Genomic DNA, 23270 nt, shown 5'->3' on the forward strand with positions numbered 1-23270 from the left:
GAGTGGTCCCCCTCCTCCGCCGCAGCGGGGAAGGCCGGAGCTTACACGATAAAGCGGCTCTTCAGGTCAAAGGTATGTGCGAGCGGACCGCTCCCGTGTCCAAGGTCGAGCCCCGCCGCGAGGGCGCCGGAGAGATATGCCTTTGCCTGCGCGACGGCGCTGTCTGTGTCTATGCCGCGCGCGAGGTTGGACGCAATGGCGCTCGAGAGGGTGCAGCCGGTGCCGTGGGTATTCGACGTCGCGATGCGCCGTCCCTCGAACCAGCGCGCGCCCGTATCATCGACGAGAAGATCATTCGCATCATCAACGCTGTGCCCGCCCTTCATCAGAACGGCCGCATGCGTGCGTTCATGGATGCGCGCCGCTGCGGCGGTCATGGCAGTGCGGTCCGTGATCGCCATGTCGGCAAGCACCTCCGCCTCGGGGATGTTCGGCGTGATGAGCGCCGCGCGGGGCAAAAGCTCGCTGACGAGCGCCTCCACGGCATCCTCGCTGATGAGACGCGCCCCGCTGGTCGCGACCATGACGGGGTCAACAACAACATTTTTTGCGTCATATTCGTCAAGTTTCTCCGCGATGACATGGATGAGTGCGGCGTCCGCGACCATGCCGATCTTGACGGCATCGGGCGGAATATCGGCAAAGACGGCGTCAAGCTGCGCCGCGAGGAAGGCGGGCGGCACGGCAAGGATATCTGTAACGCCCGTCGTATTCTGCGCGGTGAGTGCCGTGACGGCGCTCATGCCGTAGACGCCGTGCGCCGTCATGGTCTTGAGGTCTGCCTGAATCCCCGCCCCGCCGCTGGAGTCGCTGCCCGCAATGGTCAGTGCCGTATGCATTTTCATCATAGTCCCCTCCTCATACGCTCGTGATCTTCGCATGGTCAGCGAGTTCCTGCGCCGTCATGCAGCAGATGGCGTCAATGATGCGCGTGCGGTAGGATGCGTTGCCGTCGTACTCCTCCATGCGCGCCCGAGCCAGTTCGCCCGCGGTGCCCATGAGTGCCGCGGTTTCTGTGACCGCTGAAAGAGGCGCATCAGGCGCGGAGGCAAGCGCCGCCGCGAGGAGCGCGGAGAGCTGGCAGCCCGTGCCCGTGACCTGCCCCATCTCGGGATGTCCGTTCCGCACCGCATAGCAGTCCGTTCCGTCTGAGATGAGGTCAATCGCCCCCGTGACGGCGGCGATGCAACCCGTACGTGCAGCAAAGCCGCGTACAAACGCGGCAGTCTCCGCAAGATTCTCCTCGGTGACGGCATCCGCCGCGCTGGCATCAACGCCCTGTGTGCTGCCGCTGCCGACGGCAAGCGTGCGGATCTCGGAGATGTTTCCGCGCACGACTGCAGGACGAACTTCATCGAGAATCTGCAGCGCCGTCTCCGTGCGCAGTTTGCTCGCGCCCGCACCGACAGGGTCGAGCACGACGGGATGACCGAGCGCCCGTGCGCGCTTTCCGGCAAGGAGCATGCTCGGAATCGTACGCGCGTTCAGTGTGCCGATATTGATGCAGAGCCCCGCGCAGAGCGCCGTGATCTCCTCGACCTCGGCGGGATCATCTGCCATGATGGGGCGCGCGCCGATCGCGAGCAGGACGTTCGCGACGTCGTTGACCGTGACATAGTTGGTGATGCAGTGTACGAGCGGGGTCGTCCTGCGGATCTGATCGATGATAGATGTATGCATGATATCCTTTCAATTGATGCGTCTTGACCGCGCGCTGCGGCAGGGACGGCTTATTGCTCGATTCTCTTCCCCAACACACGATTTGCAATCAATACGAGCACGAGGGTGACGGCCATGGTCGGCAGGGTGCTGCCGACGGGCGTGTTGAGCGTCATGAGGCAACGGTAGCAGAGGAATCCGACGAACCAGACGCCGAGGTTGACAGCATGCACGCTGCGCCCCGAGGCATCCTCGCGCAGGAGGAAACAGCTCGCGATCTGCACGGCGATCATCGGCACAAAGACTGAGCCGATGATGTAGAGGAATCCCGTGATGTCGTCCATCGGATAGAGACACGCGGCAAGTGCGCCGAACACGGTCACGCCGATGCCGACTGTCCGCCCCGATGCGCCGCGCACAATGCTCTCGCTCGAAACGCCCGCCGAGTATGCGTCGAGATAGGTGGTCGTCACGGTGGATAGGATGACGACACCGAGCCCGGCCACGCCGAGTCCCGCGTGAAGCATGATCTGCGCGATGTCATTTTCGCCCGTAAAGATCGCCGCCCCCATGCCGATGAAGTACATCCAGCAGCTGACGAGGCCGTAGACGAGTGCGCTGACGGCCGCAGCCCCCGCGGGTTTCTCCGCCGCGCGCGTGTAGTCCGAGATGAGCGGCAGCCACGAGAGCGGCATGGCAATCGAGAGCTCAAGCGCCATCGCAAAGCTCATCGCCTCGCCTGCGGCGCTGCCCTCCGCTGTGCCCGCCCCGCCCATGATGACGCTGCAGAGGAGCACCGTGAGGAGGAAGAGCCCCGTCATGGCGACGGCGTTCACGCGCTCAATGCGGAGAATCCCGATGCGGACCCAGACGATGATGAGCACACCGATCACGAGGCACCAGAGCCAGTGTCCCGCATCCATCACACTGTTGGCCGCAAGCGCACCGTCGTAGATCATGATCGATGTCCAGCCGACGAGCTGCATGACGTTCAGCACCGCAAAGAGCAGTCCCCCGCGCGCCCCGAACGCCATCTTCACCGTCTCCATCGCGCTGCGCCGTGTCCGCGCGCCGATGAGACCGGCGAGAAAGAGCAGGAAGCAGCCGATCACATGTCCCGCGATGATGGCGATGCCGCCGTCGCGAAACCCCAGCGGCGCAAAGAATGTTCCCGTTAAAATCTCCGCGAGCGACACGCCTGCGCCGAACCATATGAGCGCATTCGCATGAATGCTTGTCCTCTTTTCCATGACAGACTCCTTTATTATATGAAAAAAACGCGGCCATGCCAACTGACATAGCCGCGCTGCTGTGCGCATGTTTATCCCTACGTTGGCATTACCCAAATCAGGTTCCGGGTCGGGACGCATCGTCCCCTCTCAGCCGCCGTATGGCAGCTCCCCCTATTCGGTTGTAAATTGTCTATTTACTGTGCGCTCATCGAGAGCTCGATGAACTTGTTGCCGAGCTTCGCCTTCTGCAGGACTTCCTCGGTGATGTCGGCACCTGCCTCAACGATGACGACGCCGTTGTCCATCTTGATCGTGCGCGTCGCCTTCTTGCCGAGCAGGAAGCGGCGGTGACGATCCTCATTCACGCGGTCCGCATTCTTATCCTCAGCCGGCTCCTCAGCGGCCGCTTCTGCCGCAGGAGTCTCTGCCGGCGCATCCTCTACCGCGAGCTCCTCAATCGTGGGCTCGGCGGATGGTTCCGCCGCCGCAGCCGTATCCTCTGCCGGAGTCTCAGCGGAGGCCGCAGGCTCCTCGGCAGCAGGTTCTGTTGCCGGCTCAGCCGCAGGCTCTTCTGCGGACGTTGTCACAGCGGATGCCGCCGGCGCATCCGCTGCGTCAGATTTTTTTCCGGCGTCCCCCTCCGGAGAGATGACCGTAACTTCCTTGCCGAAGATCGAGACCTGATCCGCCGTCACCTCGGACGTAGAGCCCTCAGGCGCCGTGATCTCGCACTTTTCGATGCTGCCGTCCTTGCCGATGAAGATCTCGGTGATCGTCCCCTGAATGACGCCCGTGCGCGTGATTGCCTTCGTGCCGATCACGCGGATGTTGTCGTCGAGCAGGGTCTCGAAATCGCCGGCCGCATCGAGCGTCAGGATGTTTTCGCTGTGGTTGACCGTGACCGCATCATCGCCGACCGCAATGACATTATCGTAGGGAATGAGCTTGACTCCGCGATACCAGTCCTCGTCCTCAATCGTGATCGCCGCCACAACGCGGTTCGGCGCATCAATGAGCAGGGTCTTGCTCATGCCGAGCTCGCGGCCCTCGGTGATGCTGATGACGGGAAGTCCCAGGATGTCAACGCTTTTCTTCATTTGTATTCCTCCATTTTACCAAAAATGTCAGATGGTTGGATGCTCTGCGCGGCGGTCCGCCTCCGCAAGCAGTTCCTTCGGAATCTCTCCGTAGGGAAGCGCGGGCGTCCCCTGCGCGGCGAGCATGGCAGAAACGGCGCCCAAAAATCTGCGGGAGCGCTGAAACTCCTGCACCACGACGGCGTTCTTTGCGACGACGGGCAGTGCGAGCATCTCGTCAAAGAGCGCCAGCGCCGCATCATAGTCCCCCATACGCTTGTAGAGCGTGGAGAGCTCGATGATGAGATAGGGCATATACGAGTCGTCCGGATAGCGCGCAAGCGCCCGGCGATACGCTGCAACTGCACGCAGCGGCATATGCTCCGTGGCTGCGTGCGCAGCATCGAGCAGACCGTCGAGACTCTCCGGCAGATCGTCGTCCGCAGCCGCTGCAGCATCGCTCGGCAGCGCGGCAGGCTCCTGCCCCGGCGAATCGGGCGCTGTCCCGTCCTCCGCTGCGGCGCGCGCAGATTCCTCAGCATGCTCCTCCGTAAAGGTACGCAGCTCCTCCTCCGCACGCCGCCGCGCGTGTGCCGTCATCGCACGGTCGTAGAGCGTCACGACGAGCCCTGCCCCTGCGATCAGTCCCGCGAACCGTATGCAGTAGGCCCGCGTGAGCGGCGGATGCAGGGCGATCGCTCCCGCAACGAGCGCAGCGCTGATGAGCGCGGCAAAGGCAAGCGAAGAGAGCCGAATCTGCGTCTGCATCGCCGTCACTTCCCTTCGTGCAGCCGTCTCCCGATGCGGCAAATGCACTGCCGCATACAGGTATTCTAAGTTGGTTTCGACACAGAGGGACAAAATCCTTCTTCGCAGGAGAAATATTGTGGGAAAAAACTAATCTTTTTCCCAAAAAACTTTTTTCCTTCTACTCTTTTTTCATTTCGCTTTTTATAGTATAATGACCGTGACATTCATTCGCGCATGACGGGCGCATCCACGGTATGCAGCGGACGTGTGCGGGGGGAATACAGACAGACTGACTAACGGATGGGAGATGTTCACATGACGCAGGAAACAGTTATGATCGAGAACAAGACGGGCATTCATGCGCGTCCCGCATCGGTATTCGTTCAGACGGCAACGAAGTTCAAGTCCAAGATCCAAATCGAGGCGAAGGGCAAGAAGGTTGACGCCAAGAGCATCCTCATGCTGATGAGCATGGGCCTCGTCAAGGGCACGGAGCTCACCATCATTGCCGAGGGGGAGGACGAGGCAGCTGCCGTGAAGGAGCTCGCCGATCTCGTCAACTCGAAGTTCGGCGAAGAGTAAGCCTGTTTGAAAACGCCCGAGGCAGTGCATCGTTTCGCCTCGCGGCGTTTTTTCGTAAGCATTCATAGACTAAATATCAGGAGGGGTGTCACATATGGCGGAAACGATCCGTGGAAAAGGGGTCATCTCAGGCATTGCCGTCGGTCAGGTCATGCTCGCGGGCCAGAATCTTGACGGCTATCTCGCTGCCTATCATCCCGGCAGCATTGCCGAGGAGCAGGGCAAGGCGGAGGCGGCGATCGTTGCCGTCACCGAAATTCTCCTCACGACCATCGAACGTCTGCGCAAAGAGGAGCAGACGGAGCAGGCGGCGATCCTCGAAGCGCACCGCATGATGGTGCAGGATCCCATGATGGCGGAAAACATCAAAACGAAAATCGAGGCGACAGGCAGCGCTCCGCAGGGCATCCTCGACGCTGCAAACGAACAGGCACAGCTCTTTGAGCAGATGGAGGACGAGTACTTCGCCGCCCGCGCTGTTGACCTGCGCGATGTCGGCAAGCGCATCGCGAAATACGTCCTCGGCGTCAAGGAACCAGAGATCGGTGCAGGCCAGGTCATCCTCTGCGGAGAGGAGATCGAGCCGTCCGTCGTCGCCGGCATGCCGACCGAGCAGATCGCGGGCGTCATCCTCGGCTCCGGCAGCGCAACCAGCCACGTCGTCATCATCGCAAAGGCGCGCGCCATCCCGACGGTTCTCGGCATCGGCGACAAGATCAGCCGCATCAACGACGGCGACGAGGTCATCCTCGACGGCAGTCGCGGCGACATCATCATCCGCCCGACCGAGGAGGAGCGCACCCTCTATGAGGGCAAACTCGAGGAACAGAAGAAGCTCGCGGCGCACTATGCCGCACTCAAGGATCTGCCGGCCGTAACAAAGGACGGCGTGCGCATCGAGCTCACAGCAAACATCGGCACGCATATGGATGTGGACAACGCGCTCACCTACGGCGCGGAGGGCGTCGGCCTCTTCCGCTCCGAGTTCGTCTTCATGGGCTCGACGACAATTCCGACGGAGGAGGATCAGTTCAAGGCGTACAGCGCCGCGGTCGAGAAATGCGACGGGAATATCTGCATCATCCGCACCATGGACATCGGCGGCGACAAGCCTCTGCCCTATCTCAACATCGACCCCGAGGAGAACCCGTTCCTCGGCTACCGAGCGCTGCGCATCAGCCTCGACCGGCATGACCTCTTCCTTCCGCAGATCAAGGCGATCCTGCGTGCCGGTCTCTACGGCAAAGCAGCGATGATGGTCCCGATGGTCATCAGCGTCAGCGAGATTCAGCGCGTGCTGAAACTCGTCGAGCAGGCGAAGCTCGAGCTCGCCCACGAGGGCAAGGAGTACTCCGACGACGTGCAGATCGGCATCATGGTCGAGACGCCGGCCGCCGCTGTCATCTCCCCGCTGCTCGCACAGTACGTCGACTTTTTCAGCATCGGCACGAACGATCTCATCCAGTACACTCTCGCGGTCGACCGCGGCAACGCCCAGATCGCACACCTCTACAACCCGTTCAACCCCGCCGTCCTGCGCCTCATCCAACGCACGATCCAGAGTGCGCACGAACACGGCATCTGGGCCGGCATGTGCGGCGAGATGGCGAGCGACCCCTATGCCGCCGTCATCCTGCTCGGCATGGGCATCACAGAGCTCTCCATGAGTGCACCGTCCATCCCGCGCGTCAAGGAGATGATCCGCTCCGTCACCTCGGCGCAGGCGAAGGAGCTCCTTGACGACATCATGAAGATGGAACACGGCGTCGAGATCCGCACCTACCTGCACAAAGTGCTCAAGGCATCCGATGCCAGCGCGGAAATCTGAGAGAGGCAAACTGTTGCCCGAGTCACAGACAGATCCATCCGACTGCGGCATACTATAAGCGTGTGTTATATTTATTTTGAAAAAACTCCTGCTGTGCTTCGGCGCAGCAGGAAATTTTCATTTTGGTGACTTTCATGAATCTTTCCATTGATTCGACAGCATGCATCTCCTGCGGCATGTGTGAGGAGCGGCTGCCCGCTGTCTTTCATATCGACCGCACGCAGCGCTCCGCCGTCATCCTGCGGCAGCCGACCTGTCTCGAGCAGGACGACGCACTGGAGGCGGCCGAGGACTGTCCCGTCGGTGCGATTGCTGCCTCTGCCTCCGAGAAGACGTGATGTCAGCATGACAGTGAATCGCCTCTGCGTTTCAATATTTATAAAGCTTCATCACATTTATAGAAAATATTTATGCAGCACCAAGTTTTTCAATCATGCGCCGCACCGAAATCGCTAGACATTCCGCAAAAAGAAGCGTAATATAGCAGCTATACTGGAGTTCTGCTCATAATAATTAAAGGAGGCTTAACCAGATGAACATTCACGAGTACCAGTCCAAGCAGATACTGCGTGAGTTCGGCGTCAACGTACCAAACGGGCTGCCCGCGTTCAGTGTCCAAGAGGCCGTCACCAATGCTGAAAAACTCGATACTCCTGTTGTCGTTGTCAAGGCGCAGATCCATGCGGGCGGGCGCGGCAAAGCCGGCGGCGTGAAGCTCGCAAAGAGCGCCGAAGAAGTCCGTGCCGTCGCACAGGAACTTCTCGGCAAGGTTCTCGTCACACATCAGACCGGTCCCGAGGGCAAAGTCGTCGAACGCCTCCTCATCGAAGAGGCGTCAAAGATCAAGAAGGAATACTATCTCTCCTTTATCATCGACCGCCATACGGCAAGCGTCGTCATGATGGGCTCGGAGGAGGGCGGCGTCGAGATCGAAAAAGTCGCTGCCGAGACACCCGAGAAGATCATCAAGGAATACATCGATCCCGTCATCGGTCTGGCAGGATTCCAAGCGACGCGCATGGCATATGCCATCAACATCCCGGAGACCGCCATCCGCAGAGCCGTTTCAACCATGCAGAAGCTTTACACTGCATTCGTTGACAAAGACTGCTCTCAGCTCGAGATCAATCCGCTCGTCCTCACCGAGGACGACAAAATCGTCGTGCTCGACGCAAAGCTCAACTTCGACGACAGTGCGCTCTTCCGCCACTCTGACATCGCGATGCTGCGCGACGAGAGCGAGGAGGATCCGAAGGAGCGCATAGCGGCGGCAGCGGGGCTCAACTACGTCAACCTCGGTGGTGACGTCGCATGCATGGTCAACGGCGCAGGGCTTGCGATGGCGACCGTTGACATGCTCAAGTTCTACGGCGGCGAGCCGGCGAACTTCCTCGACGTCGGCGGCGACTCCGCGCCCGAGAAGATCGCCAAGGCATTCAGCATCATGCTCGAAGGCGGTCAGGCAAAGGGCATCTTCGTCAATATCATGGGCGGCATCAACCGCTGCGACAACATCGCAAAGGGCATCATCGAGGCCGCACATATCATCTCCAAGGACGGCAGTTCCCTCCCCGTTCCCGTCGTCGTACGCCTCGAGGGTTCGATGGTCGAAGAGGGGCGCGAGATCCTGCGGAACACCCCTATCACCAACGTATTTGCCGCGCCCACGATGGAGGGCGGCGCCGAGCAGATCGTGAAACTTGTCGCTGCGGCTAAGAACTAAGAGGGAGGGCGCACCATGTCAGTTCTGATTGATAAGGACACCAAAGTCATCGTCCAGGGCATCACCGGCACAGCGGCGATGTTCCACACGGAGCAGATGCTCAAATACGGCACGCAGATTGTCGCCGGCGTCACCCCCGGCAAGGCGGGACAGACGGCGCTCGGCGTCCCCGTATTCAACACCGTCAAGGATGCGGTCGATGCGACCGGTGCAACCGTCTCCGTCATCTACGTCCCCGCGCGCTTTGCTGCGGACGCCATCCTCGAGGCGATCGACGCGGAACTCGATCTCGTCGTCTGCATCACCGAGAACATTCCCGTTCTCGATATGGTCAAGGTACGCCGCTACATGCGGGGGAAAAAGACGCGCTTCCTCGGGCCGAACTGCCCGGGTCTCCTCACCTCCGGGCAGTCGAAGGTCGGCATCACGCCCGGCAGCGTCAGCAAGCCCGGCCACGTCGGCCTCGTCTCGCGCTCCGGTACCCTCACATACGAAGCGGCATTCCAGCTCACGAACGCCGGCATCGGACAGACCACCACCGTCGGCATCGGCGGTGACCCGGTCAAGGGACTTGATTTCATCGACGTATTGCAGCTCTTCCGCGACGATCCCGACACCTACGCCGTGCTCATGATCGGCGAGATCGGCGGCACAGCAGAGGAGGAGGCCGCCGCCTGGATCAAGGAGAACATGCCCGACAAGCCCGTCGGCGCATTCATCGCCGGTCGTCAGGCACCTCCGGGCAAACGCATGGGACATGCCGGCGCGATCATCTCCGGCGGCAAGGGCACAGCAGCGGACAAGGTCGCAGCGCTCAACGCGGCAGGCATTCCCGTCGCAGAGACCGTCGCGCACATCGGCGAGACCATGGTCAAGCTGCTCAAGGATAAAGGCATCTATGACAAGTGCCGCACCTGCTGAGGCCGCTCCTTCCATGCAAAGAGAACGCATTGTGAATTTTTTACACAAAATCATTCCCGCAGTCCTCACCTCGCTTACCCTCAGCCTTTCATTGCCTGCCTGCGCGGCTCCGCCCGCAGTCGATACCCAGCTCGACATCATCGCACACAGCAAAGAAGTGTGGAGCAGGGATATCTCCTTGACGGAACAGATGTGGCACCTCGGCAAAGAAAAAACGGATTGGTCTGATGATATGTCAGGCATCTCCTATGCCGTTACCGATCTGGACGCAAACGGACGACTCGAGTTGCTCATTCGAGGCCTGTACTTTGATGTTTCCGCCTTTTTGGAGGCAAAGGCTGCAGGCCTTGGAGAGCCTGCTCTCCAAGCGATGACAGCAATGACAAGCATCCCCCGCAGCATCGACAGCTACGTCTACGAGATCAGCGCAGACGGCACGCGGCTCGAGCCTGTACGAACGGATATTCCGCCGGCAGACTACACCATCACACCCGACCTTTCCTACCTGTGGGGGCATAATGTCCCCATGGTCATGATCGACGGAAATCGCGTCTATCATATTGATACGTGGATACGCACCGGGCGAAGAAACGGCCGCGAGGAATCAATGCACCAATATCAGCAGGTTTTCCTAAAGGACGGCATTCTTCACGTAAGCGCTGTTGCGGCGAAATATTCCTACGCAGATTCTTCGTCCGCCAATCAGCCCGGCTTCGTTGATGCCTCTGCTGTATTCTACGTGCCGTATAGAATGCATGCCGATCCGTATGGCTCTGAGTTTCAGGCATTTCTCGCCGATTTTCTCCCCTCCCGCGGCAATCCTACGAAAGCAGCGATCCAATGGAAGCCCTACGCTGAGCTCGACAGGAATCCCCGCCAAGCGCTTGCCGATTCCTGGCAGGGATTTTCCTATGGTGACCGCTGACGAGCATCAACGCCAAGGCCCTTTGCAAATGTGCGAACATCTCCCCGAAATGAAGTTCCAAGAGGCGAAAGGGCGAACACAATGTGCCGTACCCATAGAAAGAAATCTATGCTCGCTTCCTCATGATGCGCCTGTCGCATGAGGAAGGAAAGGCAATCAAAAACAGCGATTTGCATGGTGTGCAAATCGCTGTTTTTGTATATAGCCTTACATCTCCTCTGCAGGAGCGATCCGATGCAAAAGCGCACGCGCACACTCTGCTGCGCGCCTAAAATCCGCCCGCGGCAGAACGAGCAGGACGTAGTCCTCGTTGTTCATGTCCATCGCAGCGAGGACATAATTGTGCCACGATGCGTTCACCGCCTTGCTCCAAAGGGGAATCCCGTCCGTTTCACCGAGCATATCCGCATGGACGGCGAGCCCCGTGCCCGCTGACAGCGTGTCTGCGGCAGCCACAAAATCCTCCTTCCAGCTCTTCCAATCGAGCGCGATTGCCCTGCCGCTGCGCACGAGTTTTTTGCAGAGCCTTTCCCACCCGACGTCAACGCCCGCCGCGCCTTTCGCCTGCATCTTCTTCTGGAGGCTCTTCGTATACGCGGCGTCCCCGAGCAGGATGTCCGCCAGCGCAGCAAATGCATCTGCGATCGCTTTCGAGTCGTCCTCCATCGGCTCATACTCCCTTGCAGCGGGGCGCACTCTTTTTTGCACGAAGTCTTTCATGATCCGCGCAGCATCGTCGTAGGAAATCCCCGCACGGCGATACTTCTTCCCGTCGATTTCCAGCAGCAGGTCTGCCTGGTCGGCAGCCTTCCCGCCCACCGCCTTCATGGACGTGCAGCCCTCGACTGCGCGCGGCGGGCAGAGTTCCACGAACATATTGCGTCCGTCCCGCATTGACTTCAACTCGTTCTCGATGCCCACGATGTGAAAGCCGTGCCGGTTCATCGAGCTGCTCTTCAAGCACCAGTCCTCATATGTGCTGAATATCTTCGCCTGAATCAGATTGTATAGACTCATGTAAATCTCCTGCAATATGCCGCAGCCAGAAAGCTCCCCTGCCCCTTTTTCTTTACAAGCCCCATCTTTTCCATAAGATTACCATACGATACTTTTCGCCGCGGGTCAAGCAGGAGCTCCTTCCAAGGAGGTCAACGGGAGTTGTGGAACCATAGATGATCCCGCGGCTGTGCCCGGAGGCTGCGGGAAATTCGGCTGCATCGACTGAAAGCAGGGGGGCATGATGACGCCGCAGGGTGCATACCCGGCGTCAGCAGCCGCCTCCCTGCGGACGCTCCTGCAGCGCAAGAGTCCGCGCAGATCGGCAGCGACAAATAAAATTTATGATAAGCACTTTCAATGTCGTTGTATTCTTCTGAAAATCGCGCTATAATAAAATATAGAAGCAAACGGGGCCATGTCCCTGATCCGCACGCTCGGTTTCCCCGCCTGCGCGGAGGATCAGACGCAGAGCGGCGAAAGGGGTGCCCTCTCCCTCATATTTCTCACAACAGGAGGTATGTCCAATGAATCAGGAACAGCTGAACCGCATGCAGCATGACAAGGGCTTCATCGCAGCGCTCGACCAGAGCGGCGGCTCCACGCCCAAGGCGCTGAAAGCGTACGGCATCGACGAGAGCGCGTACCACGGCGATGACGAGATGTTTACACGCGTCCACGAAATGCGCACACGCATCATCAAGAGCCCGTCATTCGACAAGAACCAGATCCTCGCGGCCATCCTCTTTGAGAACACCATGGACCGCCAGATCGACGGTCTCTTCACTGCGGACTTCCTTTGGACCAAGAAGGGCATCATCCCCATCCTGAAGGTCGACAAAGGCCTCGCCGAGGAGAAGGACGGCGTCCAGCTCATGAAGCCCATCCCGGGTCTCGACGCCCTGCTGGATCGCGCAAAGGAACGCCACATCTTCGGCACGAAAATGCGCTCCGTCATCAAGCAGGCAAACCCGGCCGGCATCCGCGCCATCATTGACCAGCAGTTCGAGGTCGGCATGCAGATCGTCCGCAAGGGTTTTGTCCCCATCCTCGAGCCGGAGGTCGACATCCACTGCCCCGATAAAGAAAAGGCAGAGGAGATCATGCTCGGCGCCATCAAAGAGCACCTCGCAAAGCTGCCCGCCGATGCCAAGATCATGTTCAAGGTCACCATCCCGACCGTCGACAACCTCTACGAAGGTATCATGAAAGACCCGCACGTCGTACGTGTCGTCGCCCTCAGCGGCGGCTACACGCAGGACGATGCGAACGAAAAACTCGCGCGCAACCACGGCCTCATCGCCAGCTTCTCCCGCGCCCTCGCACAGGAGCTGCGCGTCAGCCAGAGCGACGCCGAATTCGACGCCGTCCTCAAAAAGGCCGTCGACAGCATCTATCGGGCATCCATTACCTGAGAACGACGACGGATTCCCCCTGTATTTTTATGAATACAACACAACCCCCGCCGCAATGCGGCGGGGGTTGTGTTATGCGGGAACTATAGCAAACAATTTATTTTAATAAATTCATGTCACTACAAGATTATTAATAGGAAACATTTCATACTGTTCCAGTTGCTCCGAAGTCATCTGCCCCTTATAAAAAGTAACATCTCCCTTATTGCCAAGCAGAGCTGCAAAACCGGCATGATAGAAAACCGCACTCTTGTCTTGATCGGATGTCTGAGTTCGTCGTTTCATAATTTCAGCAATCTCACACGTTGTAAACTCTCGTTTCCGCCGAATCACCTGCATTCTATTGATAAAGTTAGAAATATTGTCTGCATGCTCTAATAAATAGCAAGAAAGCTTCTCGGCAATTTCTAATAGACGAAGATTCGTTGTATGATCATATGCCATCAGAATACGAAGAAGTGTATTAACGGCCACCATTCCATAGTTCTCTGAGTATGGCACATTTATCAAACTCTGCTCCACAACATCATAGTCGATATTATCCAGGTTAACATAATCATCCACAGAAAGCATGACATAAAGACTAGACGCAAACCTATGATCGCCCTCGTCAAGTGACATTTCAAAGTTTTCCAGCTCAATCCGAAAGGTATCATAAAGGTAACAACCAGTTTCCGACTGTCTGCTGATGATAAAGTTTTTGAGAGGTCCGCAGGTCCATCGGCCAAAAACATTATTTTCCGCCTCATAGGGAACTCTCTCAACCATATAGAAAAATATTGCGTTCAGCTCATACAATTCATCATCCGTAAAATCAGAAACATGCACTTGTTTGGTGACGTGCATATACGTCAATAATTCTTGGATGCGCTCGTAAAATAAAATGTCTCGACTTAGCTCATCCACATTGTGCGAAAACTTCAATTCACTCACTGTTAAGAAATCTCCAATACGAACTTCTCCGCCTTCCGCTGCAAGCTTGATAAACTTCAAATTATCTACCATCTGCTGAACTGTGCATTCCCGATCTGAATCTACCAATCCCGTCTTTTTCTCCCTTGATAGCTTGCTAAAACGCAACCCCGGATTAATAACAATTTCTTCGATTTTATTATTCCGTCCTAAAACGACTTCTCCTTGACGAAAATATTCCTGGCCATTAACGTAGGTAACGAGCGGAGCATCTTTAATCGTCATTGTATCAAAAGTCCCCTTCATCAGGGGCACTGAAACTGATTCCGTCAGATTTTGATATATATACCTTGGACGTTCATCAAAATATGGAATCCCATTTTTAGATGGCAGACTAAAGGTATATTGATTAACTGCGGAGAATACCTTATCCGTTTTCCCATAGATAACCGTATTGGATTGTTTTCTCTGATCGCTGAGAAAATCTCTAAAAATGGTCTCCACGTCATCGAGTTCTCTCGGTAATGGCAGGAATTCCAAGACACGCGTCTTCTGCTTTGAATACCACTCTAGGATTTCATGTAAATCATACGGTAAAAGAGCATTATAATAGATTTTGGCATCTGTATCATTCTCAACCTCTGCTAAATATACAACAAAGAATAGAACACCACGAGATGTAACAAAATTCCCCACATCACCTATTTCTACCGGAAATGTTATCTTCTCCTTTTCCAGTTCCATGAGGTTGACAAGATGGCCTTTCACCTGTATCGGTATATGTCCTATAAAGTTCTCCTTCGAGAAAGGTGATTGTATGTAGTAATCAATTCCTCCGTCCCAAGAAACATTCTTGTCGTGCTTTTGGATTTTGGGATCTAAATGCTCGCTCCTTTGCAAGAAGTTAGAGAGCCTATCCACTGCAATATTTCCTATTTTTTCGGGATTGTTCTTTAACGCCATAATCTCACCCCATCAAAAATGAAATTCCTCCGTCCTCCCCACGACATCAATCGTGAACCGCTCACGCTACTCCGGAGTGTGTCTGCTCTCGTCTGCAATGACAAGGTTGTAGCGGGCACTGCGGTCATAGCCCTGTGCGCGTAGATGGAAGGGCTTTCGAAGGATACGCTGTGCACCGTCCTCTTCCGTGCGGTCTGCGATGATCTGCACCGTATCGCTCACGGGCGCGCCCTTTCTCCTCCATATAACGAAACTTCTCCCCATATGATCTTGGCTTTTTGCTATCAAAGCGTACCTTAGCCCATGGAACAGCCAATATGCTGCACGACGATTGCTGCCACTCGATTCGCCTCTTCGCAGGCCTCGCGCAGCGTTTTCCCCTGTGACAGCGCCGACAGGAATCCTGCTGTATGCGAATCTCCGGCGCCGATCGTATCGATCGCCTTGACCGGAGCGGAGGGCACGAGCATTTCGCCTTCATCGCTGCGGCAAAGCGTCCCCTCCCTGCCGAGTGTCACGACGACGGGCTGACGCGTAACCGCATAGAGTCTGCGCGCAGCAGCAGCAGCGTTTGCTTCTCCCGTCATCGCCTTTGCCTCGGCCGCATTCATTTCGAGAATCGTACACATACCCAGAAGCTCGTCGGCAAAACGCATCCCCAAAAGCCTCGGCCCCGGGTCAAGCACCAGACGGCAGCTGCGTTTCCTGCGGCGCAGGAAACGCAGCAGGACTTCACTGCCGGGATTGTCATCCTGAAATCCATAGCCGGAGGCATAGATGTAATCGTAGGCCTGCGCATCAATCTTGTCCAGCCACGCATCGAGCCACATCGTCTCAATGCCGTCCATCGTAATGAATGTACGCTCGCCGTCAGCCTCGACAAGAGAGAGGCAGTATCCGTTGTCGCAGCGTTCATCTTCGATCATCGGCCAATGCCCGGACTGCAGGAGTTCCTGCCGGATGATGTCCGCATACATTCCCTTGCCGAGCGGCACGCAGAGATCATGCGCAGTGCCCAGGGCGCCCATGATTTTCGATACGTTGAATGCACAGCCGCCGACGATCATGCCCTTCTGCCTTCCGGCAATATCTTCTCCGGCCTGCGGCAGACGATCGATATGGATGACGACATCGATCACTGCCGCGCCGAGGATCAGTATCTTTGCGTTTCCCATACGCTCTCCTCCGTCAGGCCGCATTTCGCCTGCCGCCGAACAGTGTCAGGAGGATGTACAGTCCGCCGCTTACAACGAGGGTCAGCAGAACATTGAGGCTGTTGCCGGCGAAGATGCCCGTGGCAAAGGGGCCTGCAAAAACAAACGTCTTGGAAAACAGCATACCCACGACAAAGCCGACGACCCAACTGACAACGCCGTGATAATTCAGCGCATTCCTCGCAGGATCGGTGAGCAGCTCCTTATCATATCCCTGCCTGCGGCGCAGCAGCAGATAATCCGCAAGGAATACCGAGGCCCACGCCGCGAGCAGCTTCCCGATGATACTCAGGAAGCCTTCCAGTGTCCCCTGAAAATCCTGCGCCACAAAGAGGATATAGGTCGGGATGACCGTGACAACAACCGTCTGGAACAGGAGAATCCAGCGTTCATTCACCAGAATATGCGCCGCCTGGAGCACGAGCTTGGAGGATTTCAGTCCCAGGAAGCACTGCGGCGTCAGGCCGCCGATTGCCGTGATGTAATAGAGGATCGCCAGATTGACCGGCAACACGCCCTTGATCACCTCGATGGGGTTTGCCGAACTCGCAAGATCCGGCACCCGTGTCGAAAGCAGTATACCGACACCGAGCATCAAAATGAGCGGCACGGCGCCGCCAAGCGTAACGGCCCAGCCTACCTTGGTGCGCGAATGCTCCGGTGCCTGATGACAGCTGTAGTCCGCCGCATAACTCGTCCAGCCGATGCCGGTGCCGGCGGCGACAAAGGCAAGTGCCGGCAGGAAATTCCCCAGCCAGTCACCACTCGGCATCGACAAGAGCATTGCCCAGTCCGTCTGCGGTATGATGATCGCAAGAATGACGAGTGTGAAAAAACCGAATAAATAGGTGCAGAGTGTCTGCATACGGATCAGCATCGCATGACTGAACAATACGGAGGCCAGTACCAGCGCTACAAAAATTGCCAGAGCCGCGCCCATACTCAGAGTCGTCGTCCCAATCCCCAGCGCGGCAAATAGGGCCAACACCGTCAGTGCGCCGGTACAGACATTGATCGACAGCCATCCGGCATGCGCGATCAGAGCCGCCGCTGCAGGGATTAAATTGCCCCGAAAGCCGAACGAAGCACGCGACAAAACAAATGTGATGGCTCCTGTATCGCGTCCGGCCAGGCTCATCAGCCCAACGATGCCGAACGAAAACGAACCGATGACCGCAACGAGAACGGCCTGCAGGAAACTCAGCTGATAACCGACGATAATGGCGCCGTAGACGAGACCGAGGATCCCGATATTGGCAGCGCAATATAGGAAAAACAGGCTTCTGGGCCGGTCTGTCCGCTCCTCCGGCGACAGAAAGGTCTTTTCTTCTTCGTGCATAATAATCCCTCCCGCTCTTTTTTCTTGAAGCAGCGCTTCAAAAGGGTCAACAATGTACCCTGCCGCGGTGTGCGAGCAGGCTGTCGGCATAATGTCCGAAATCCACGGCATTGCTCCGCTCCAACACGGCGATCCATTCTTCCTCGATGTGCTTTGCTCCGACCTTCGCACCGCAGATCGCAGTTGCCATAGCGCCGATCGTATCCGTATCGCCGCCGAGATTCGCACAGGCCAAACTGCATGCTTTCGGCTCCTTGAAATAGTACGCCATCGCCAGAGCAGCCGGCACAGCCTCGCTCATCAGTGTTGTCGTGCCGATGATTTCATAAATGGAGAGAGAGAACGCCTCCTCATCTGCCCGATACCGCTGTGCAAATTCCAGCGCCAAAGCAAGCCGTGCTTTTGGCGAGGCACTGTATGTCTCCGCACCGTACTGCGCGATCATGGCACAGCAGTCCATTGCAGTATCCATAATGTCATCCCACGACCTGCCGTCGAGCGCGGCGCTGACCGCTGCCGCCACCATGCCGGCGCCGCTGAGTGCCACGTCGGTCTTATGCGTCGCCTCGCTGATATGAAAGACATATGCGGCAAGATCCTGCAGATCATGGGAGGAAAAGAGGCAGCCGATCGGCGCAATCCGCATCGCCGCGCCATTCGTCAGCGCCTTTACGGTGTAAGGTTCGGGATCTTCTCCATGTGCAACAGCATAGAGCGCAGCCTTCGTGCTCTGCCCCAGGATATTTTTGTCGAACGCATTCGTTCGAACGGCCCATTGCAGGAGATTACGCGCGATCAGTCCCTTGTCCGGCACGTAGTCGTTTTCCATCAGGGAGTCGAGAATGACGAGTGCCTGCGCCGTATCATCGGTAAACTCCCCCTTCTTCAAACCGATTGCGGCAGGATTTTCCGCGGGACTGTCCTCGAACGCCTCAATGCGCCCGAAAATCTCCCGAAGCCTTCTGCGGCTCAACAGCTCCGACGGCATTCCCATCGCATCGCCCAGCGCCATACCGTAAAGCGTCCCCAAAATATGATCTCTCATACGATCGCCTCTTTTCCTGTCCGGTTGTTTCCATAAGTAAAGTATATAATACGCAAGGAGTTTTTACAATGTGAAAGCCTAATCCGAGGAGGATGGGTTAAGATTTATCAGCGGGCGGGAAAGCCATATCGAACCGGCACTATTATGCGCGGGATTTTCGTCCTATAACTACTCTTGATGCAATCATGCGGATAGGAAGATCGACGATGACGCGAAACAAAACAAGCACCTACAAATACCTCATGGCGTTCGGGTATCTGTGCATGGACATCAATCCGTGCCGCCGTCTTTGCGAAAACTGTAAACACAAAAGACGCAGACAGACGCCTGCGCCTTGATATAAAAGAGTCCCCCTAATTTAAATTTTTCCGCATCATATCCGCAATTCCCGTGAGCATCTCAATTTTTTCTCTCTGCCAATCATCGCATTCATCATAAAAGCACATATTCTTCTGCTTCTTGAAGATACGAAACGGCTCCTCCGCGGAGTTATCATAAATGTGGCATATATCACTCACGGCAATGACCGCGGGAACGAGATCCATTGCGCGATCATAGCGCGCATAGATCTTCTCCTTTGGAACATCGTGCCCGCCCGATGCCACGCGCGTTTTTACACGGTAGACATTGATAATCGGGGCTATGGTCAGGACATAATAACAGCGGATAAAACAGCCCATTTCCCGCGCACGTTTCAAAAGCTTCAAATTACGCGACGTGGAAAGCACAGTTTCAAAACAGAACTCTCTCTTGTCAGAAAGACATGCCTCTCGCTGCCGTTCGGCAGTCTGCGCCGCTTCAAGATCATCACACTTGAGGTTCTTCTTAATCTCATCGGCGTTGATATAATCCATCTGAGGAGGACGCAAAATTTCTGTAAACGTGCTCTTGCCCGAACCGTTCGGCCCCGCAAAAACGATGATTTCAGGCCTCTTCTGCACGTTTTCCATCACATTCTGCCCGTATGGGCACACGCTGCCCATCGCTCCTGATCTCATAGAGTATCTTCGTCTTGCGGTCGTAAACAACACTCGACACGCCTCTTGCTTTGTTCTTCGCCAGTGCAATACGCACCGCCGCGCGAGCGCCCTGCACGACCATATCATCCGTTATCTCCATCGTGCAGCCTCCTTCCAAAGTCTTTGCTTAAGGAATCGCTGATAAAATGAAGTCTGTCAGATTGGCGTAGATTTTTTCGTCCGATTGAGGAGGCAAACCGGACGCATAGCCAAAGCTATGTGGAGGATTTGCCGACAAAAAGCGGGCAAAAAAGATACGCTAAGATGGCGCGGCTGAATTTATCAGTGTTTCCTTAACTATATCACATTTTAAAGAAAAGTTCACGAGAGGACGGTATCGCACCACATCATTTTGCTCTATAATAGAGGCAAATCAACCGGCAGGAGGTGCCCCATGCTCTACACATCGCACTACGCTTCCCCGCTCGGCGGGATGACGCTCGTAAGCGACGGCACGGCGCTCGTCGGACTCTATTTCGACGGGCAGAAATATGCTGCAGAGGGACTCGACGCAACGCGCACGCAAAAAAACCTCCTCATATTTGAGGAGGCGCGCCGCTGGCTCGATGTCTATTTCAGCGGCAGAAAGCCCGACTTTACCCCGCCGACTGCGCCGGCGGGCACGGCATTCCAGCAATCGGTATGGGAGATTCTGCGCACAATCCCATACGGACAGACGGTCACCTACGGTGCGATCGCACGGCGCATTGAGCAGAATACCGGCTGCCGCATGTCGGCGCAGGCGGTCGGTGGCGCGGTCGGTCGCAACCCGATCTCCATCCTCATCCCCTGTCACAGAGTCGTCGGCACGAACGGCAGCCTGACGGGCTATGCGGGCGGCATTGATAAGAAGGAGCGTCTGCTCCGATGGGAGAGAGCACGCTGAGACGCGCCTTCCCTCCCGCTGCAAAAACGCATGATCTCCGGGTCATGCGTTTTTATTTGCATCAATTTATGAGAGCAAATGCTTATTCCTTTTCTGCTTTTGACTTGCTCCTCAGTATCGCGCAGACGCAACCGCCTACAGGATTCGCCGCCCCGCGTTTGCGCGCCTTGTGCGCGGCATAGCGGCGCTTGCCCTCCTCGAAGGCGATGCGTGCCTCCTCGGTATCGAGCGCGAGCGGCGGCACGGACTTCGGACGCGCATTGCGGTCGAGTGCAACCATTGTGAAATACGCCGAGAGTGCCAGCTGCGGATCGCTGTCCTCATCCAGATCCTCGACGATGACATTGACGGCGATCTCCATCGAGCTGTGCCCGACGTAGACAATGTCCGCCGTGACAACGACGAGGTCGCCGATGCGGATGGGCAGGTGGAACTCGAGCTCATCCACGCGCGCGGTGACGACGTTCGAGCGTGCGTAGCGCCGCGCCGCTGTATATGCTGCCGAGTCCATCAGCTTCATGATCTCGCCGCCGTGTACGTTCCCGTTCGGGTTCGCCTGGCTCGGCATCATGACCTCGCTGATGACAATGCGGCTTTCTTTCATCTCACATGTATTCATACAGACCCTCCATCGAGTTGACTTCCATTTTTGCAGCGTCTACTTTACCACCGCTTCCTGAAAATAATCCGTTGCTTTGGAAACATTTTCCAAAAAACTCTTTCTTGACATGTGAGCGCACTCCAATGCTATAATGCGGCGTAGCAGGATGGATGTTTTATGGGGGCTCCCGCACGATTCAAAGGGGGATTTCACTTGTATTTGGAAAAGATCACATCACCGGCCGACATCAAGGGCTACGGCCCGGCAGAACGCAAGGCGCTCGCGCAGGAGATGCGCGATGCGATGCTCCGGCGCGCGAGCATTCACGGCGGACATTTCGGTCCGGACTTCGGTGCGGTCGAGGCGATCATTGCGCTGCACACGGTATTCGACTCGCCGCGCGACAAGATCGTCTACGACATCTCGCACCAGTCCTATCCGCACAAGATGCTGACGGGCCGTGTCGAGGCATACATCGACGAGGCGCACTACGACGCGGTCTCGGGCTACACGAATCCGGAGGAGAGTCCGCACGACTTCTTCAACGTCGGACACACATCGACCTCGATCAGCCTGGCCTCAGGCCTTGCGAAGGCACGCGATCTCGCAGGTCGGAAAGAAAATATAATCGCCTTTATCGGCGACGGCTCGATGTCGGGCGGCGAGGCGCTTGAGGGGCTGAACGTCGCGGGCGAGATGGACACCAACTTCATCATTGTGTTCAACGACAACGACCAGTCCATCGCGGAGAATCACGGCGGCATGTACCGCGAGTTCCGCCGCCTGCGCGAGACGGGCGGCACCGCGCCGAACAACCTCTTCCGCGCGATGGGGCTCGACTACCGCTATGTCGCCCGCGGCAACGATGCCGAGGCACTGATTGCAGCGTTCGCAGCAGTCAAGGACAGCCAAAAACCGGTTGTGGTGCACATTCATACGCAGAAGGGCAAGGGCTACAAGTTCGCCGAGGAGGACCGCGAGACTTGGCACTACCGCATGGCGTTCGATATTGAGACGGGCGAACTGAAGCGCCCGTACACCGACCCGTTCCAGGAGACAACAAAGGCATTTGTCAAAGAGACAGCCAAGGTGAACCCGAACTTCGTCTTTCTCGCGGCGGGCACGATGGGCGGCATCGGTCTCTCCCCCGCCGACCGTGCGGAGCTCGGCAGCCAGTACGTCGATGTCGGCATTGCCGAGGAGCACGCCGTCGCGATGGCATCGGGGCTCGCACGCGGCGGTGCGCGTCCGGTGTTCGGCACGTACAGCACGTTCTTCCAGCGCACCTACGATCAGATGGCGCAGGATGTCGCGGTGAATCATAATCCCGCGGTCTTTCTCTCCGTCGGCGCGTCCATGTACTACATGAACGACGTGACGCACCTCGGCTTCTTCGATATTCCCCTCTTTGCCAACATCCCGAACCTCGTCTTCCTCGCACCTGCGAGCCTCGACGAGTACGCGGCGGTGCTGCGCTGGTCTGTCGAACAGACAGCGCACCCCGTCATGATCCGCATGCCGGTCATGGGCTACGAAGAGAGCCCCTACGCCGTGCGCACGGATTACAGCGCGCTCAACAAATATCAGATCGTCACCGAGGGCAGCGGCGTCGCTCTCATCGGCGCGGGCAATTTTGCCCAGCTGGCGAGCGCTGCAGCGGCCGAGCTCGAGAAGGACGGCATCAAGGCAACCGTCATCAACCCGATCTTTCTCTCGGGACTCGATACGGCGCTCCTCGACGCACTCAAGGAAAAGCACAGCCTCATCCTCACGCTCGAGGACGGCATCCTCGACGGCGGCTTCGGGCAGAAGATCGCCGCCTACTACGGCATGGACAAGAATATCCGCGTGCGCTGCTACGGGCTCTCGAAGGAGTTCTATGACCGTTACCGCAGCAAAGAGCTCGCGCGTGCCCATCATCTCACCGCCGAGCAGATCGCCGCGGATACGCTGACGGCATTGAAGGTCTGATTTTTAGGGATGCCCCCGTTTACGGGGCCGCTTGCGGCGGAAGGGGCGGCGGCCCATGCGCACGCAAAACGCCTGGCGGAGAAGATTCATTCGCTCGCATAATCAAACATATTTCATCGAGGATTGCCGCAGCAGCGGCAGTCCTTTTTCTTTGCTCTCATTCGTATTTTTTGACCAATCATGATATTTTCTCAGAATTTATGTTATAATAGG

Annotated in this window: 23 protein-coding genes and 1 riboswitch; of the genes, 9 read left to right on the top strand and 14 right to left on the bottom strand. The window is 57.0% G+C overall.

The genetic code is table 11. The features are described 5' to 3' along the window. Positions 1–41: 41 nt before the first annotated feature. The 5 genes from thiD to HMPREF7545_RS07510 form a co-directional block, all read right to left on the bottom strand. Entirely contained in the window at positions 42–848 is an 807-nt protein-coding gene (gene thiD, locus HMPREF7545_RS07490) for a bifunctional hydroxymethylpyrimidine kinase/phosphomethylpyrimidine kinase (RefSeq protein WP_006695105.1), read from the bottom strand. 10 nt (positions 849–858) lie between these two features. Next, the gene (gene thiM / locus HMPREF7545_RS07495) at positions 859–1680 is read right to left on the bottom strand and encodes a hydroxyethylthiazole kinase (protein ID WP_006695106.1); all 822 of its coding nucleotides are present in this window, start codon (positions 1678–1680) and stop codon (positions 859–861) included. A 50-nt stretch (positions 1681–1730) separates the two neighbouring features. Further along, positions 1731–2909: a putative hydroxymethylpyrimidine transporter CytX gene (gene cytX, locus HMPREF7545_RS07500; RefSeq protein WP_006695107.1), complete on the bottom strand. Its 1179-nt coding sequence runs from the start codon at positions 2907–2909 to the stop codon at positions 1731–1733. A gap of 57 nt (positions 2910–2966) precedes the next feature. Then, positions 2967–3073, bottom strand: a riboswitch (TPP riboswitch). Positions 3074–3085: 12 nt separating this feature from the next. Continuing rightward, positions 3086–3988: a PRC-barrel domain-containing protein gene (locus HMPREF7545_RS07505; RefSeq protein ID WP_006695108.1), complete on the bottom strand. Its 903-nt coding sequence runs from the start codon at positions 3986–3988 to the stop codon at positions 3086–3088. A gap of 27 nt (positions 3989–4015) precedes the next feature. Beyond that, entirely contained in the window at positions 4016–4735 is a 720-nt protein-coding gene (locus HMPREF7545_RS07510; RefSeq protein ID WP_006695109.1) for a tetratricopeptide repeat protein, read from the bottom strand. A 297-nt stretch (positions 4736–5032) separates the two neighbouring features. Here HMPREF7545_RS07510 and HMPREF7545_RS07515 point away from each other — a divergent pair, with 297 nt between their 5' ends. The 6 genes from HMPREF7545_RS07515 (at position 5033) to HMPREF7545_RS07540 (ending at position 10696) form a co-directional block, all read left to right on the top strand. Next, entirely contained in the window at positions 5033–5299 is a 267-nt protein-coding gene (locus HMPREF7545_RS07515) for an HPr family phosphocarrier protein (protein WP_006696600.1), read from the top strand. 94 nt (positions 5300–5393) lie between these two features. Continuing rightward, on the top strand, positions 5394–7127 hold the full coding sequence (gene ptsP, locus HMPREF7545_RS07520) for a phosphoenolpyruvate--protein phosphotransferase (RefSeq protein WP_006695111.1): 1734 nt from the start codon (positions 5394–5396) through the stop codon (positions 7125–7127). Positions 7128–7249: 122 nt separating this feature from the next. Continuing rightward, positions 7250–7465 (top strand): ferredoxin, encoded by a 216-nt coding sequence (locus HMPREF7545_RS07525; RefSeq protein ID WP_006695112.1) that lies wholly within the window; start codon positions 7250–7252, stop codon positions 7463–7465. Between the two features lie 194 nt (positions 7466–7659). Next, the gene (gene sucC, locus HMPREF7545_RS07530) at positions 7660–8850 is read left to right on the top strand and encodes an ADP-forming succinate--CoA ligase subunit beta (RefSeq protein ID WP_006695113.1); all 1191 of its coding nucleotides are present in this window, start codon (positions 7660–7662) and stop codon (positions 8848–8850) included. A gap of 15 nt (positions 8851–8865) precedes the next feature. Next, a complete protein-coding gene (gene sucD, locus HMPREF7545_RS07535; protein ID WP_006695114.1) occupies positions 8866–9771 on the top strand; it encodes a succinate--CoA ligase subunit alpha in 906 nt (301 codons plus the stop codon). Between the two features lie 31 nt (positions 9772–9802). Further along, on the top strand, positions 9803–10696 hold the full coding sequence (locus HMPREF7545_RS07540; RefSeq protein WP_248681297.1) for a hypothetical protein: 894 nt from the start codon (positions 9803–9805) through the stop codon (positions 10694–10696). 207 nt (positions 10697–10903) lie between these two features. Here HMPREF7545_RS07540 and HMPREF7545_RS07545 read toward each other — a convergent pair whose 3' ends face one another. After that, entirely contained in the window at positions 10904–11713 is an 810-nt protein-coding gene (locus HMPREF7545_RS07545) for a DUF6630 family protein (RefSeq protein ID WP_006695116.1), read from the bottom strand. Positions 11714–12219: 506 nt separating this feature from the next. On the opposite strand from HMPREF7545_RS07545, the gene HMPREF7545_RS07550 reads away from it, so the two are divergent. After that, positions 12220–13107 (top strand): fructose bisphosphate aldolase, encoded by an 888-nt coding sequence (locus tag HMPREF7545_RS07550; protein ID WP_006695118.1) that lies wholly within the window; start codon positions 12220–12222, stop codon positions 13105–13107. A 111-nt stretch (positions 13108–13218) separates the two neighbouring features. Here the strand turns inward: HMPREF7545_RS07550 and HMPREF7545_RS07555 are convergent, their stop codons facing one another. The 7 genes from HMPREF7545_RS07555 to HMPREF7545_RS07580 form a co-directional block, all read right to left on the bottom strand. Then, positions 13219–14982, bottom strand: a complete 1764-nt coding sequence (locus HMPREF7545_RS07555; RefSeq protein ID WP_006695119.1) for a hypothetical protein — start codon at positions 14980–14982, stop codon at positions 13219–13221. 66 nt (positions 14983–15048) lie between these two features. After that, the gene (locus tag HMPREF7545_RS10160; RefSeq protein WP_155812216.1) at positions 15049–15204 is read right to left on the bottom strand and encodes a hypothetical protein; all 156 of its coding nucleotides are present in this window, start codon (positions 15202–15204) and stop codon (positions 15049–15051) included. Positions 15205–15278: 74 nt separating this feature from the next. Next, positions 15279–16157, bottom strand: coding sequence for a PfkB family carbohydrate kinase (locus HMPREF7545_RS07560; RefSeq protein WP_040571295.1), 879 nt, complete (start codon positions 16155–16157; stop codon positions 15279–15281). 13 nt (positions 16158–16170) lie between these two features. Further along, positions 16171–17535 carry a purine-cytosine permease family protein gene (locus tag HMPREF7545_RS07565; RefSeq protein ID WP_040571296.1) on the bottom strand — a complete coding sequence of 455 codons (1365 nt, stop codon included), beginning with the start codon at positions 17533–17535 and terminating at the stop codon, positions 16171–16173. Between the two features lie 46 nt (positions 17536–17581). Next, complete coding sequence (locus tag HMPREF7545_RS07570; RefSeq protein WP_006695123.1) at positions 17582–18580, bottom strand: ADP-ribosylglycohydrolase family protein; 999 nt, start codon at positions 18578–18580, stop codon at positions 17582–17584. Between the two features lie 353 nt (positions 18581–18933). Further along, a complete protein-coding gene (locus HMPREF7545_RS07575; RefSeq protein ID WP_006695125.1) occupies positions 18934–19530 on the bottom strand; it encodes an ATPase in 597 nt (198 codons plus the stop codon). Beyond that, positions 19505–19699 (bottom strand): hypothetical protein, encoded by a 195-nt coding sequence (locus HMPREF7545_RS07580; RefSeq protein ID WP_006695126.1) that lies wholly within the window; start codon positions 19697–19699, stop codon positions 19505–19507. The genes HMPREF7545_RS07575 and HMPREF7545_RS07580 overlap by 26 nt, the downstream gene beginning before the upstream one ends. A 294-nt stretch (positions 19700–19993) precedes the next feature. Between HMPREF7545_RS07580 and HMPREF7545_RS07585 the strand changes: the two genes are divergently transcribed. Next, positions 19994–20485: a methylated-DNA--[protein]-cysteine S-methyltransferase gene (locus HMPREF7545_RS07585; RefSeq protein ID WP_006695127.1), complete on the top strand. Its 492-nt coding sequence runs from the start codon at positions 19994–19996 to the stop codon at positions 20483–20485. 82 nt (positions 20486–20567) lie between these two features. Here HMPREF7545_RS07585 and HMPREF7545_RS07590 read toward each other — a convergent pair whose 3' ends face one another. After that, positions 20568–21104 carry an acyl-CoA thioesterase gene (locus HMPREF7545_RS07590; RefSeq protein WP_040571297.1) on the bottom strand — a complete coding sequence of 179 codons (537 nt, stop codon included), beginning with the start codon at positions 21102–21104 and terminating at the stop codon, positions 20568–20570. 195 nt (positions 21105–21299) lie between these two features. On the opposite strand from HMPREF7545_RS07590, the gene HMPREF7545_RS07595 reads away from it, so the two are divergent. Beyond that, positions 21300–23057 carry a 1-deoxy-D-xylulose-5-phosphate synthase gene (locus HMPREF7545_RS07595; RefSeq protein WP_040571298.1) on the top strand — a complete coding sequence of 586 codons (1758 nt, stop codon included), beginning with the start codon at positions 21300–21302 and terminating at the stop codon, positions 23055–23057. The last annotated feature ends 213 nt before the right edge of the window (positions 23058–23270 follow it).

The organism is Centipeda noxia ATCC 43541, assembly GCF_000160555.1.
Classification (GTDB): domain Bacteria; phylum Bacillota; class Negativicutes; order Selenomonadales; family Selenomonadaceae; genus Centipeda; species Centipeda noxia.